Origin of the sequence: Pseudoalteromonas sp. APC 3358 (assembly GCF_030408075.1) — a bacterium.
Lineage (GTDB): Bacteria > Pseudomonadota > Gammaproteobacteria > Enterobacterales > Alteromonadaceae > Pseudoalteromonas > Pseudoalteromonas arctica.
The window spans coordinates 70386-85506 of record NZ_JASDCE010000014.1 but is presented as its reverse complement, the minus strand read 5'-3'; the positions used below and the strand labels follow the sequence as shown (position 1 = coordinate 85506).

At 40.1% G+C, this 15121-nt stretch carries 11 protein-coding genes; 6 read left to right on the top strand and 5 right to left on the bottom strand.

What is annotated here, in order from left to right:
- Positions 1–6: 6 nt before the first annotated feature.
- Positions 7–1215, top strand: coding sequence for a M56 family metallopeptidase (locus QL995_RS18275; RefSeq protein WP_290294788.1), 1209 nt, complete (start codon positions 7–9; stop codon positions 1213–1215).
- 73 nt (positions 1216–1288) lie between these two features.
- Here the strand turns inward: QL995_RS18275 and QL995_RS18270 are convergent, their stop codons facing one another.
- A complete protein-coding gene (locus QL995_RS18270) occupies positions 1289–1672 on the bottom strand; it encodes an MAPEG family protein (RefSeq protein ID WP_010554555.1) in 384 nt (127 codons plus the stop codon).
- 239 nt (positions 1673–1911) lie between these two features.
- Here QL995_RS18270 and QL995_RS18265 point away from each other — a divergent pair, with 239 nt between their 5' ends.
- Positions 1912–2790, top strand: coding sequence for a DMT family transporter (locus tag QL995_RS18265; RefSeq protein WP_290294787.1), 879 nt, complete (start codon positions 1912–1914; stop codon positions 2788–2790).
- Positions 2791–2860: 70 nt separating this feature from the next.
- Here the strand turns inward: QL995_RS18265 and QL995_RS18260 are convergent, their stop codons facing one another.
- The 4 genes from QL995_RS18260 to QL995_RS18245 all read right to left on the bottom strand — a co-directional run bounded on the left by QL995_RS18260 (position 2861) and on the right by QL995_RS18245 (position 8023).
- Entirely contained in the window at positions 2861–3178 is a 318-nt protein-coding gene (locus QL995_RS18260) for a multidrug efflux SMR transporter (protein WP_290294786.1), read from the bottom strand.
- Positions 3178–4710 carry a bifunctional GNAT family N-acetyltransferase/carbon-nitrogen hydrolase family protein gene (locus tag QL995_RS18255; RefSeq protein ID WP_010554553.1) on the bottom strand — a complete coding sequence of 511 codons (1533 nt, stop codon included), beginning with the start codon at positions 4708–4710 and terminating at the stop codon, positions 3178–3180. Before QL995_RS18255 ends, QL995_RS18260 begins: the two co-directional genes overlap by 1 nt.
- 99 nt (positions 4711–4809) lie before the next feature.
- Entirely contained in the window at positions 4810–5658 is an 849-nt protein-coding gene (locus QL995_RS18250) for an MBL fold metallo-hydrolase (protein ID WP_197189247.1), read from the bottom strand.
- A gap of 79 nt (positions 5659–5737) precedes the next feature.
- Complete coding sequence (locus QL995_RS18245; RefSeq protein WP_290294783.1) at positions 5738–8023, bottom strand: penicillin acylase family protein; 2286 nt, start codon at positions 8021–8023, stop codon at positions 5738–5740.
- Positions 8024–8179: 156 nt separating this feature from the next.
- On the opposite strand from QL995_RS18245, the gene ycaO reads away from it, so the two are divergent.
- The 4 genes from ycaO to nadE all read left to right on the top strand — a co-directional run bounded on the left by ycaO (position 8180) and on the right by nadE (position 14990).
- Entirely contained in the window at positions 8180–9940 is a 1761-nt protein-coding gene (gene ycaO, locus QL995_RS18240; protein ID WP_290294782.1) for a 30S ribosomal protein S12 methylthiotransferase accessory factor YcaO, read from the top strand.
- A 115-nt stretch (positions 9941–10055) separates the two neighbouring features.
- Entirely contained in the window at positions 10056–13418 is a 3363-nt protein-coding gene (locus QL995_RS18235) for an ATP-binding protein (RefSeq protein WP_290294781.1), read from the top strand.
- Between the two features lie 43 nt (positions 13419–13461).
- The gene (locus QL995_RS18230; protein WP_007580511.1) at positions 13462–14091 is read left to right on the top strand and encodes a YceH family protein; all 630 of its coding nucleotides are present in this window, start codon (positions 13462–13464) and stop codon (positions 14089–14091) included.
- A 68-nt stretch (positions 14092–14159) separates the two neighbouring features.
- Positions 14160–14990, top strand: a complete 831-nt coding sequence (nadE, locus tag QL995_RS18225) for an ammonia-dependent NAD(+) synthetase (RefSeq protein ID WP_121953458.1) — start codon at positions 14160–14162, stop codon at positions 14988–14990.
- Positions 14991–15121 lie beyond the last annotated feature (131 nt).

Sequence of the window (15121 nt, the reverse complement as noted above, 5' to 3'; positions counted from 1 at the left end):
ATTAACATGGTTATTCAAACTGGTTTTAATTGGTTGATTGAGCAGCAATTACTATTAAGCATTTTGTTTTGTGGATTTATTTTACTCGAGCGATTTGGTTTAAAAGCCCTTGGCTCGCGGTTTGTATATAAATTAGCATGGCTATTACCTGCGGCATTGGTTATTGCTAATTTACCAAATGCGATTAAACCACTGCAAAATAGTAATATTAGCCATTACTTAATCACCCCTAACCAACCCTTTATACATGAAATGGGTATTAGCTGGGCGCTCATGTATGTACTTATTACCGCAGGGTTATTAATAGCTAGCTTTATTACGCATACCCGCTTTGTTAAAAACCTGCAGTTAACTGAGTTAACACAATTTGAAGGCACTCTTACCGCTGATGTTAAAACTTATATCAGCCAACATGTAGCCACGCCAATGGTGGTCGGTATTTTAAACAGCAAGCTGGTGTTACCGAGTAACTACAATACCCAGTTTGATAAAGCCACATTAGCGCTTATTTTAGAGCACGAAAACGTACACATAAAACGCAAAGACAACCTAACAAATGCACTTATATTACTACCTACTATTTTACTTTGGTTTAACCCACTAGCTTGGTTTTGTTACGCAAGCATGCGCCGACTACAAGAGCTGACTTGTGATGAACGGGTACTTAGCAATAAAACCACACAACAACATATTTTATATAGCAAAGCCTTAATAAACTGCGCGGCAAATGCGCCCACAGGACTTATGGCTTATTCACACTACGGAGATAAAAAAACCATGTTACAACGACTTACTAATATAAAACACAACGGGGAGCGTTCAAAGTTTGCTAAAGGTGGCTTATTACTTGTAGCCGCAAGCATGCTAAGTGGCTTAGCAATTGCAAAGCAACCAGAAGCAATGACTAAAGAGGATCACATTTCACCAACAATACGCATTGAACCTGCTTACCCAATACAAGCAGCTCAACAAGGGATCAGCGGCTCTGTTGTATTAAAATACGATATTGCAGCAAACGGTAAAACAAAAAACATTAGTGTTATTCAATCTAAACCTAAAGATGTTTTTGATAAATCAGCGAAAGAGGCGCTAGCAAAATGGAAATATAAAGCATCAGATTCAGGTTTTGAAGATGTACTTGTGCAACTAGATTTTGCGATTAATAGTGAAGTGGCGCCTACCGATTTAATAGAGCGAATTAAAGTATCGCATTAACACCTCGAGTTGTTCAAGACTACAAAGCAAGCGCCCTTTTAGGCTGCTTGCTTTGTGGTTTTACGCTATAAAGTTACAAACTCACCACAATCATGGCAATGGCTGTACCCAAGCCAATAAACCACACTAATGAGCGAATTATATCTAGGTTCATATAGTAAAAAACGCAATACAAAATACGCGACACAATATGCGTAACCGCTAACATTTCGGTCACTGCACCTACAGAGTTAGTGCCCAGTACAACTGCAATAGCGACAGCAAAAACAGCAAGCGATTCAAAACAGTTTTGATGAGCAGCGAGCGCCCGTGCACCAAAGCCGGTTAATTTTTTTTGTTGCGCCCTTGGATGTTTATTGTCGTATCGACCTAATTTTGCCATTGCTATAGCAACCGGCACTTTTGCAAAGTAAGGCATTAATACCGCAAGTAATGCACATACAACTAATGTTGTCATAATTTATCCTTTTGATGTTTCGGATAATTTAGCATAAGCGCAATAAAAAAGCCGCCAGATACGTTTTATGACAAACGCTGGCGGCTAACAATAACATCAGGCTTACTATAGCTAAATATATCCTCAAACCCATGCGACATAATGTCGCAGATGATGAATATTCAACATCATAGTTAATGCATCGCTTTACTTCACAAAGCTTGTTAACTTTACTGCCTTACATTTTAACGATGACGACCATGACCTGGATATTTTTCACTTTTTTAGCCGCCTTCATGCAAGCATGGCGTAATGCCCTGCAAAGTAAATTAAGTAACGATGTGAGTGTGGCTGGCGTAACCCTCTCCCGCTTTATTATTGCAGGCCCTATTGCTGCCGTGTATTTATATGGCCTTTATCAATATCAAGATACCGCCATGCCTACGTTTAATAATGCCTTTTGGGGATTTATTGTAGGCGCAAGTGTTATGCAAATACTTGCCACTGGTTTAATGGTTAAGTTATTTAAAATGAATAATTACGCCGTAGGTGCTGGTCTTGCCAAAAGCGAGGCGTTAGTGGCTGCTATTTTAGGTGTATTATTTTTTGGCTCGGCACTTTCTTTACTCGGCTGGCTTGGTGTGTTTTTTGGCGCTATTGCCGTATTGCTACTCAGCGGCATAACAAGCGTTAAGCACTTTAATGCTAAAACGGCATTACTAGGCCTTGCTTGTGGTACTTGCTTTGCACTTACCTCACTGTGGGTACGTGAAGCGAGCTTAAATTCAGGATTATTATTTCCCCACTCAGCCGCTTGGGTTTTGCTGTTTGTAATTAGCTTACAAACACTAATACTACTGGGCTATTTATTATTAAAAGAGCCAAAAACGCTCAGTAAATTGTGGTACTACAAAGGCACTACAGCCGCTATTAGTGTTTTTAGTTGTGTTGGCTCTATTGGCTGGTTTAGTGCAATGAGCTTACAGCACGTTGCTTACGTTAAAACACTTGGACAGGTTGAAGTATTTTTTACCATGCTAATTGCCGTACTTTGGTTAAAGCAGCCACTTAAAAAACAAGATACTGCAGGCTTAATACTCATAGCCATTGCCGCTGTTTTGGTTATGTTGCCGAATTAATGGCAACATAAAAAAGCGCAGGCTTTTATACCTGCGCTATTCATAATTAAGCGTTTATTCAAATTACCAATTAAGAGCTGATTTTTAGTGTTATCACACCACTAATAATCATTAACACTCCCGCAATACGACCAAATGTAGCGGCATCGTTATAAAACAATATACCCACTAAAAACGTACCCGCAGCGCCAATACCTGTCCACACGGCGTATGAGGTGCCCATTGATATTTGCCTTTGAGCAAGCCACAACATAAAACCACTAGCAACTAAAAATGCCACCGCTATTGCTATGCCTTGCCAGCGAGTACCTGAGTTTTGTGAGATTTTTAAACCTATCGGCCAGCCAATTTCAAGTAAACCGGCAATAACCAAATAAATCCACGCCATTAAACATCTCTCTTTTTCAATATAACTTCATATAAATCTTCGCGGCGATCTTTTAAGTTACGCACTGTACCTTCGCTGTGAAGGATTTTAAGCTTATCCATATCAAGGTCACTAAATAACAGCATTTCTGTATTAGGTGTGGCTTCGTTAAGTGTTGCATCGTGCGGGAACGAAAAGTCCGATGGCGTTAACACAGCCGATTGTGAGTACTGCACATCAAGGCTTTCTACTTGTGGTAAGTTACCTACCGAGCCCGCAATAACCACATAACATTCGTTTTCTATTGCACGCGCTTGTGCACAATGGCGCACGCGTAAGTAGCTATTTTTAGTGTCGGTCCAAAATGGGACGAACAAAATATCTAACCCTTGTTTTGCTAATATGCGTGAAAGCTCAGGAAACTCTACGTCATAACAAATTTGAATACCTACACGCCCAGCATCGGTTTCAAATACAGCAATTTTGTCGCCGCCTTGAATAACCCAATCGTTTTGTTCATGCGGGGTAATATGTATTTTACGTTGCTCGTCTATTTTACCGCTGCGGTGGCATAAATAACTTACGTTATAAATTTTATCGTCTTCGGCAAGCGGCATAGAGCCGGTAATAATATTGGCGTTGTATTCTATTGCCATACGCGACATCGCGTTTTTAAACGTTTCGGTATATTCCGCTAAATAACGAATCGCTTCAGTTTGGTTGCTTTGATTTCCTAAGCCCATTAATGGCGCGTTAAAAAACTCAGGGAATAGGATAAAGTCACTTTTGTAGTCAGATACGGTATCTACAAAGTATTCAACCTGTTTTAGCATTTCTTCAACCGATTCAACACAACGCATTTGCCATTGCACAGCACCTACGCGCACAATTGATTTAGTTGACTCGAGTACCGTGTCGGTTGGTTCATACATAATGTTATTCCACTCAAGCAAAGTGGCGTAACCAACTGACTCTTGATCCTCCGGTAGGTACTTTTTAAGTAAACGCTTTACCTGAAAATCGTTAGATAACTGAAAGCTTAAAATAGGATCGTATAGCTCTCTCTGATCTACTTTTGCAATGTATTCCATTGGCGTCATTTCACTACTGTGATTGTAATAACGTGGAATACGACCACCCGCTAAAATAGCGCGTAGGTTATATTGGCGGCACAGTTCTTTACGGGCATCATAAAGGCGACGACCTAAGCGCATGCCTCTGTGAGTTTCGCTAATGGCAACATCTAAGCCATATAGCGCATCGCCATCGGTATCGCTAAATACACGGTCGTGACCATCTGCAATATCTTCGTATGTATGCGGGTTTGAAAAACGTGTGTAATCAACTTGTACGCTCAGCGCTAAGCCCACCAGCACGCCGTCATCTACAATACCGATTTGCCCTTCAGGAAATTGGTCTATTAATCTAAAAATGGTATGACTTGGCCACGCACCACCTAAGTCGGGATACGCTTGATCCATCAAGGTTTTAATTTGCGGATATTGCTCTCTGGTTAAGTTACAAATTTCAAGATGGGTTTTTTCTGCCGACATACACAACTCCTTTAGGCATAAGAAAATAAAAGCCGAATGCACGCTCGATTAAATCAAGAATACACTCAGCTTTGTATCATGTTTTTTACTTTAGATGTACTACTTTAAACTGCGATAAAAGAGTGTGGTTACTTTCTCTTTTGGTAACCAGCCTGCGTATTCAAGACCAAGTTCTGCCAATGGATCGGCTTTAAGTACTTGCTCTAAGCTTGCATTATTTTGCATTGCTTTTAGCATTACGTCTTTCGCGTTTTGAACTAGCTTACCATACGCTATCAGTCCTGAACGGTCACTTACCTTACCGTGTCCTGGTATTACTTTAGTGTTGTCGTCAATTTGTTTAACTACATCGTCTACTGCAGCTAAAATACCATCAACGCTGCCGCCGCTATCTACATCAACAAACGGTAAGCTGCCAAAATTAAAGTAAATATCGCCCATGTGCACTATGTTATCGTTACTAAAAAAAACAACCGAGTCGCCATCGGTATGTGCATGTTCGTAATGCACTACATGAGCGTGTTCGTTATTAAAATGCAGTTTTAAATCGTGACCAAAACTAATGCGTGGTAAAAAGTCTGACCCTTCTCCGTGCTGCTCTTCTAGACGTTTGTGTACATTATCGTGCGCTATAACGTGCGCACCTGCTTTAGCAAAGTTTTCGTTGCCACCGGTATGATCGCCATGATGATGCGTATTAATAACAAACTCTGCACTGCCTGGTTTTAAGTCGCTAATCGTTTTTTTAATATCATCTGATAACTTGGCAAACTGATCATCAATAATATAAATGCCATCATCACCTACACTCGCTGCAATATTACCGCCTTGCCCAAATAGTACGTATACATGCTCACTTAGCTTTTGTGCTGTTACTGGGCCATTATCTGCTTGCGCTGTAGTGCTTAGTAATAAACCTGTTATTAATGCGGGTAGTATTTTTTTCATTTTTGTTCTCTGTTGTATGAATTAATAAATATAGAACGTTTTTATCACTATTTAAGCTCACTCACTGATCACTTAAACGTTATTTAATAGGACTTATGACTATTTGATGTATAAGTGTTTGCGGCAATAAAGGTGTATGTTTACCCTCTACGTAATCACTAAACCCCGCTCTATAAAATTCAGAAAGAGGGTGCCCCGATTGCCCACCGGGAATAGCTAAAATTGCATGTTCTAAATGCCCAGGTTGAGCAATAAAGCGCTGCGATGCGCCAAAACTACGCCCTTGTACGGCGGGCATGTAGCTATCACCAAACCCCACTGCTGTAGGCATATTTAATAACTTAGCAAGTAACGGCATTTGCTTTGCAAACGGGTGCTCTATCACTAACTCATTGACCTTGCCCCACTGCCAGCTTTGTACATTATTACCAAATTGCTCAGTAAGCTTAGTGATAGTTTGGTTAAATGCACCGTGTAATTGTGCATCCCAGCTTTTAAATTGCGGGTTTATCCACGTATCGGGTTTGTTATTAATAAGCTGCCAAACTGCGGGCTCTAAATCTCGTTTTACGTATTTAAGTGTGCCTTGCTGTTTATTTAATTGGCTTTCAATATTACTAAATAAAATATTAATCACTTCATCGCGGTAGCGCTTAACTAAGGTATACCCTATGGAGGTTGAACACGCACATTGCTGCCAATTTTCGAGCGCTGTTATATATTGCTGATTTTTGGTTTGATCTGTTTTTAATTGCTTTAATAGCAAAGCATGCCAAGGCATCAAAAAGCGAGCTTGGTTATCAAGTTGTAATGCGTAAAAGTCACTCTCAGCAAATGTTTGTTTTTCAAATAATCTATCGCGGATTTGGCTCGAACGTGCGCCAAGTGCATAGCCACCATTGCCAAAGCGGGCGTTATCCTCAGCCGATACCACGCGAGAATTACCAGTCCATAATCTGCCGCTTTGTGGGTTTTTAATAAAGGGGCGTTCTAATTCGGTTTGCTGCCAAAGCGCTGAGTAGTCACCGGCATTTACACCGAGCTCACTTGGCGTTTTACGAGCAGGTATACCGCCCATATTTTTCCACGCTGCGTTACCTTGGCTATCTACCACCATTAGGTTTTGTACCGGTATTCCCACATCACTTGCTACGGCAAGTGCATCATCTACTGTTTTGGCTTGCTCTAACTTTAAGAGTTGCATATTAACGGCGTAAGGCTGATGTGCAGCCCAGCTCAATGCATAAGGTTTTTCGTTAATGTATTTTACAGGTCCGTATTCGCTAAGTATTAATGGGTAGTTTTCAACCTCCCCATCGGGTAATACAATAGGTTCATCTACTTGCCATGTTTTACTATCATCGTTTAATGCAATCCAATCGGCTGTATCTAAATAACCGTTAGTAAATCCCCATGCAACATTGTTGTTAGTGCCAACAACAATTGCCGGCGCTCCGGGCAGCGATACACCGGTTACCTGAGCGGGTTTTCCATTTTGTATATAATTTAGCTGAGCCCTGTACCAAATTACAGGCACTGCCATCGATAAATGCATATCATCCGACACCATACCAGCACCTGTTTTAGTTAGCATTCCCGTAACAGCCCAGTTATTACTGCCGCGCTCTTGGTTGGCTTCAATACTTTTAACTGTATGCTGTGTTTGAGTTGGCAAAGTAGGTATGCCGCCGCTATAAGGCGCTAATTTACTGCCATCAAGTGCGGCTTGGTACTTACTCGGTTGCGTTAAAAAATCAACCATTTGCTTTGTGTACGCTTGCTCAATTTGAATAAGTGCTTGGTCGCGTTCAAATGTGGCGCTTTGCAAATCAAGGTACATGCTAAATATCACAAGTAGGCTGTCTTCACTTTGCCATGGCTTTTGTGCTGCACCTGTTAGTAAATATTCAAAGCTTGAATACCCTACTTGCGCTAAGCCTTCGTTTACACCTTGAGCGTAACTTTTAAGTAATTGCTTATCGGCATCAGGCAGCGTTTGTAAAATAATTTGGCTGCGTTTACGCAATTGATGAAAACGCATCTTTTTATCGAGCCCCAACGCGGCTTCGCCAAATAACTCACTTAGCTCGCCTGCGGCGTTACGCCTTAGTAAATCCATTTGAAAAAATCGGTCTTGCCCATGCGCATAACCTAAACCGTAGGCTGCATCGTTTCGGCTATTTGCATTTATTACTGCTTGCCCTAGTGCATCGCGCGAAATTTTTACAGGATCTACTACCGCGTTACTACGTCCGTTTCCATCAAGGGCAGGTAAACTTAAACTAAGTACCCCATAAACAACGGCGGTACTTGCCAGCCCTAAAATCACAATTAATAATAACAAGCGTTTGATTACTTTAAACATCAACCTTTCCTTTGCACGTTTTGACCAAGCGTTAAGGACATATAATAACCACAGTTTTATTAAATAATAATGTTCTTGCTCGCAAAGGGTGAAATAAACATCAAAATCCACGATAATGTCAGCTCCACACATCGTGCAGAACTAGTTGAGATCAATATGACTGAAAAAACATTTATCAAAGGTAAAGACCGCGACCTAGAATCGTCAATCTCTACCATGCAAAACAAGCTTGAAGCCCTACACATTAATGTTGAAGAAGCGCTTTGGCTTAACCCTGTAGCTAACTGTTATTCGGTTCATATAAAAGACAGTGACTGCGGTGTTATGTTTACCAATGGTAAAGGCGCAACCGACAAAGCCTCTATTGCCTCAGCACTCGGTGAATACTTTGAGCGTTTAAGCTGTAACTACTTTTTTGCAGACTTTTATCTAGGTGAAGAATTTGCCAATGGCGAGTTTACTCATTACCCAACCGAAAAATGGTTTAAAGTTGAAGGCGATGAAGTGCCAGAGGGTATTATGGATGAAAGCTTATGGGATTACTTTGACCCAGAGCGCGAACTAAACGCATCACACCTTTTTGATTTTAACTCTGGCAATATCGATCGTGGTATTTGTACCCTGTCCTACACTCGCCAACGCGATAACCAAGACGTATACATTCCGGTAAACGTTATTGGTAATATTTTTGTATCTAACGGTATGAGCGCAGGTAACACAAAATTTGAAGCTCGCGTACAAGGTTTATCAGAAGTATTTGAACGCGCTATTAAAAACCGCATCATCGCCGAAGGCATTTGTTTACCAATCGTACCTGAAGACGTTGTTAAGCAATATCCTAAAATTCACGAAGCGTGTGAAGAGCTTCGCAGCCATGGCTTTCATTTGCGCATTGCCGATGCATCACTTGGGGGGATTTACCCAGTAATGAGCGTAACGCTTATTAACCCAACTGATGGTTCTGTATTTGCTTCTTTTGGTGCTCACCCATCATTTGAAGTTGCGCTTGAACGTACCGTTACCGAGTTACTACAAGGTCGTCGTCTTGATCAACTAGATGTATTCCAACCTGCAACATTTGATAACGATGAAGTAGCAACACCAGAGAACATTGAACTGCACTTTATTGATTCAAGCGGTTTGATTTCGCATGATTTCTTCCGTGCAAAACCTGACTTTGAATTTGTACACTGGGACTTTAGCGGCACAACAGAGCAAGAATATAACTTCTGTACTGATCTAATTCACAGCATGGATCATGATATCTACATCATGGATTACACGCACCTAAACGTATACGCATGTCGTATTTTAGTACCGGGCATGTCAGACATTTACCCTGTTGATGAGCTTATTTGGCGCAACAACAACGAAGGCGCTAAATTCCGCGAAGCATTCCTATCGCTTGATCAGTACGATGCAGAGCAATGGATGGAAATTTACGACAGCCTAGAAGAAGCCGGTCATAGCGATATTATCCGCGCCGCAGAATTTATTGGCTTAGCAACTGATGCCGACACACCATGGCACACACTGCGTATAGGTGAACTTAAAGCGCACCTATGTTTAGCCGCAGGCAGCGAAGAAGCCATTGATTGGGTTGATTGGATACTTCATACAGGCCAAGTAAACGAAGATGCAATGCGCCACTTCCGCTGTTTAAAAGCGATTCTTGAAATTAAATACGATGACGAGCGCGAATACGCTGATTATCAAGATGCATTAGGCCTAATGTTTGGTGCTAATAATGTAGCGCTGGCTATAGAAATTGCCGAAGGTAAAAAGCAATTTAACGGTTTAACTTTTCCAGGTTTATCGCTTGAAGGCTTTAAAAAGCATGCGGCACTACTTGATGGTTACCGCAAGCTACACGTAGCAAAGCAAAATCATTGGGCACGTGAAGTTAGCGATTCGTAACTCGCTAAACTACTAATTATAAAAAATAAACGGCGCATTTGTTAATGCGCCGTTTTCATTTATGTCATAAATTAGCTATAGTTAATTTGCCTAAATTAACGCCACGATGTAGCTAATGCCACCGTCTAGTAATAACAAAAAAACGAATGTTCATAACTTTAAGCTGACCTTTTGGTTATCGCTTACGCTAACTGTACTAGTTGGTGTTGTTCTTGATCGTATTAACTATAATCGTGTAAAAGATGCTCACCGCCTACAAATTCTTTCAGAAGTAAGTACTTATAGAGCTCAACTCGAATCAACCTTAGTTTCTAATATTCAACTAGTACGGGGTTTAGGTGTTGCCGTTGCCGCAGAACCGGGTTTAGAACAAGAACGCTTTGAACAAATCGCAGCTCCTCTTTTTGATACATCAAATGAACTTCGTAATATTGGTGGCGCTCCCAATATGGTCATTCAAATGACCTATCCTTTAAAAGGGAACGAAAAAGCAATTGGCCTTAATTTTTTAGATAATAAAAATCAGCGTACTGATGCACTTAGAGCTCGCGATACCAACACAATTATTATGGCAGGACCGCTAACATTAGTTCAAGGGGGGGAAGCATTAATCGCCAGGGTTCCGGTGTATACCCCTCCCAATAATGAGTTTTGGGGGTTGTTGTCGGTTGTACTCGATATTGACAAGGTTTATATCAATTCTGGCGTTTATGAATTAGAAAAACAGTACAACGTTGCCATTCAAGGGCGTAATGGTTTAGGTAAAAAAGGCGAGTTTTTTTTCGGCAATCAAAATATTATTCAGCAAGATCCTCTTGAGTTCACTCTAAATTTTCAAGGCGGCAGCTGGCAGTTATATGTAGCGCCAAAAATCGGTTGGAGCCCTCCTATTTCATCAATATGGCCACTTCGGTTATCGATTATTATTATTTGCGGGTTATTAATCTGGGCCTTTTTATTCTTTTTGAAAATGCTTAATCGTCAGCAACAAAACGAAAAAATGCTTGAAGCAATGAGTGATCTAGCTCAAATAGGCGCATGGTCATTTAACTTAGAAACTAAACAAGTGTATTGGTCTGATATGACCAAAAAACTATTTAAATACCCATTAAATAACCAACCAGAATGGCCTAAAGATTTAAACTACTTTAAAAAAGGCACTAGCCGAGAAACAATTAAACCTTTAATTGAACGAGCCATAAAATATGGTGAAAGCTACGAAGTTGAATTAGAAGTAATGGATGCAGAAGGTGAATCTGTTTGGGTACTCGTACATGGTGAAGCAGAACGAAAGAATGGACGATGCACACGTATTTTTGGCTCACTACAGAATATTGATACCCGTAAAAAAATTGAATTAGAAAATAATAAAACCGCATTACATAACGAAATTTTAGCTTCTCTTACCGTTAATAAATTAATATTAAATGGGCAACTTAGCCAATCGAAAGATATTATCACTGAAGCAATCTGCCAAGCATTCGATATTAAACGTGCCAGTATTTGGTTTTTTAATGAAGACAAGTCTCAACTAAGCCCCTTTGCCATACATAGCAAACATTCGTCTAGTGACAAAATTGACTCTATTTGGCTAAGAAAAAACAACCCCGGCTTTTTTAATGCAATAGATCATCAAGCAGTATTTAATGCACCCGATACACTAGAACACCCAATACTCGCACCAATTAAAGAGCAGTATTTAATGCCACTCGAGATTAAATCAATGCTGTGCGTAATTATTCCTGCGGGAAGTGGTGCTATAGGCGTTGTTTGCGCCGAGCAATGTCAATCCAAGCGCCACTGGTCTAAAAACGAAGAAAGCTTTTTAATTGCCGTTGCAGCGTTAATAGGCAGCTTGCACTCGAGCCAGCAACGAATTGAAACTGAACAAAAGCTGGTTGCCGCCAAAGAAACTGCAGAACAAGCTGTTGAAGCTAAAAGTGAATTTTTAGCGAGTATGAGCCACGAAATTCGCACCCCAATGAATGGTGTTTTAGGCATGCTTAATATAATTAAGCAAACGCAACTAGACCTGCAGCAAAAGCATCATATCGAACTTGCTCAGTCATCAGCTCAATCTTTACTTAATATAATTAACGACATATTAGACTTTTCTAAAATTGAAGCAGGTAAGCTCGATATTGAAAACGTGCAATTTAACCTACCTCGGTTATTAGGAGAAGTGGTTGAATCGTTTGCTTTAAAAGTAGAGCAAAACAATACAAAACTTATTTTAGATGCCACTCAAATTACAGTTAGCGAAATAATTAGTGATCCGAACCGCTTACGCCAAATTTTGAATAACTTAATTGGCAACGCCGTTAAATTTACTATTGATGGTGAAGTAGTTATTACCGCCAAAGTGGATGAAACAACGGATGGCTCGTTTCTACAATGTTCGATTATTGATACTGGTATTGGTATTGACCCTAAAAAACAAGCGTCGTTATTTGATTCGTTTACACAAGCAGATACCTCAACTACACGCCAGTTTGGGGGCACAGGGCTTGGCCTTGCCATAGTAAAACAACTGTGTGAGCTGATGAACGGTGAAGTAAGTGTAAACAGCATGCAAGGTGAAGGAAGTACATTTTCTTTCACAATACAAATACAGCCTCGCTTAAGTAAAGAACAAGATTTACCGAGTCATTTAATTAAAAACAAACATATTTTAATTATTGATGAGTGCTCGTTAAATGCAAATACAGCCAGCAAACAACTCACGGTATGGGGTGCAAAGGTTAATTGCAAACATGACTATCTTGAGGTTGATGATTATTTAAATAATGTAACCACCCACCCTGAAGCTATTTTAGTTGATTACTACTTTTTTGAAAAAGCGCCGCAAACGCATATAACTGCGCTTAAAAACTTTATAAATATGCATAGTTGCAAGTTAGTTCTTATGGCGCCAATGAGTTATTCACCTGAAGAGTCTAAAGTAGGTATGGAAGTCGACTGTATGATTTTCAAACCACTCACACCTTCTGATTTGTTTGACTCACTCACTAACGATAAATACATTGAACAACAGCAGCAACAAGCACAACTACAAAATAAACTAACTAAAGCACCAGTACTCGATTCATCAGAACCACAACTACTGCTCGTTGAAGACAATAAAATAAACCAAGTAGTTGCCTCGGCGCTATTAAAGCAAGCAGGTGTGACTTTTGATATTGCTGAAAATGGGCTTGAGGCAATTGTAAAACTCAATGCAAAACAAGGTAAGCCATATAAGCTAGTTTTAATGGATTGCCAAATGCCTGAAATGGATGGCTACCAAGCCACTAAAGCCATTAGAGAAGGCGATGCAGGTAAGGGTAATGAAAATATTACTATTATTGCACTTACAGCCAATGCCATGCAGGGCGATAAAGAAAAATGCCTAGCAGCAGGCATGAACGACTATTTAAGTAAGCCGCTCGATTTAGCCGCCCTAAAACCTAAACTCCAGCAATGGCTTGGTATCCAATAAAGGTGTAAGCTAATAAAATACGCTTACTAATTTGAGATTATTTATGCAGTTATCAGCAAATCAACAACGTATTCTTGGTTGCTTACTAGAAAAACAAAGCACAACGCCAGAACATTATCCGCTATCGTTAAACGCTCTAGTGAACGCATGTAATCAAAAGTCTAATCGCGATCCTGTGTTAAATCTTACAGATAGTGACGTGCAAAACGCACTTGATGAACTAATAGACATGCGTTTGGTAACTATAGATGAAGGGCTTTCTGGTCGCGTAAATAAATACGACCACCGCTTTTGCAACACTGAGTTTAGTAATCTGCAATTTTCTGCTCAGCAACGTGCCATTGTTTGTTTATTACTTTTACGTGGTGCCCAAACCCCAGGTGAATTAAGAACTCGCAGTGCTAGGCTTGCTGATTTTAATAACGTAAATGAAGTAGAAACAGCGCTCAATAAACTGATTGAAAGCGATTACGCCCGTAAATTAGAACGAGAAGCAGGTAAACGCGACAGCCGATACATTCATTTATTTGGCGAACAACAAAATAATCCCGCCGATGCCTTTGTTGCTCTACCAAGCGAAGTAATTAAAGATAAAGAATTAAGTGATTTACTAGCAGAAGTAGAAGAATTAAAAGTAGAGCTTCGCAAAATAAAAGCTCATTTAAAACTTTAATTAATTAAGACTAAATCACATAATAAGTTTATTGCGTATCACATATTAAATTTTATAAGGAGCTGGCAATGCGCGCCGAAATTATGGCTGAAATGAAGGTTCAGCCAACTATTGATGTAAATGCTGAGATAACTCGCCGGGTTGCTTTTATTAAAGCACGTTTAGTAGCAGCTCACTCACGATCACTAATATTGGGTATTAGTGGTGGTGTTGACTCATCAACTTGCGGCCGCTTATGTCAACTTGCCGTAAACGAGCTAAATAAAGAACACGATACTGACAAATACCAATTTATTGCTGTGCGCTTACCTTATGGCGTACAAGCCGATGAAGACGAAGCGCAAATGGCGGTTGATTTTATCCAGCCAAGTAAACGTATGACCGTAAACGTACAACCTGCGGCTGATGCATTGCATGAGCAAGCGATAGCTGCTGTAGTTGGCTGTGGTGAAGCACTGCCTGAGCAAGCTCAGATAGATTTTATTAAAGGTAATGTTAAAGCACGCCAACGTATGGTTGCTCAGTACGAAATTGCTGGCTTTTGCCAAGGCTTAGTAGTGGGTACCGATCATAGTGCTGAAAACATTACTGGTTTTTATACTAAATTTGGTGACGGCGCGTGCGATTTAGCTCCGCTATTTGGTTTATCAAAACGCCAAGTGCGTGCACTTGCTACTGCACTCGGTGCCCCAGCTTTATTAGTAGATAAAGCACCTACAGCTGATTTAGAAAGCGACCGCCCAGGGCTTACAGATGAAGAAGCACTTGGTTTGAGCTATGAGCAAATTGATGACTTTTTAGAAGGTAAATCTGTTTCTAAAGACGTTGAACAAAAGCTTGTAAGTATTTACATGCGTACACAACATAAGCGCCAACCAATTCCGACAATTTACGATTAATGTTTTAGTAAATAAAATAAAGCAATTAACGCCTTTGAGGATTAATTGCTTTTTTGATCGACAGATTAAGAAACTGCGTATATTTTAGTAAATTAACGCTTTAAATTTTATAATACCAATTGCGTTAAATT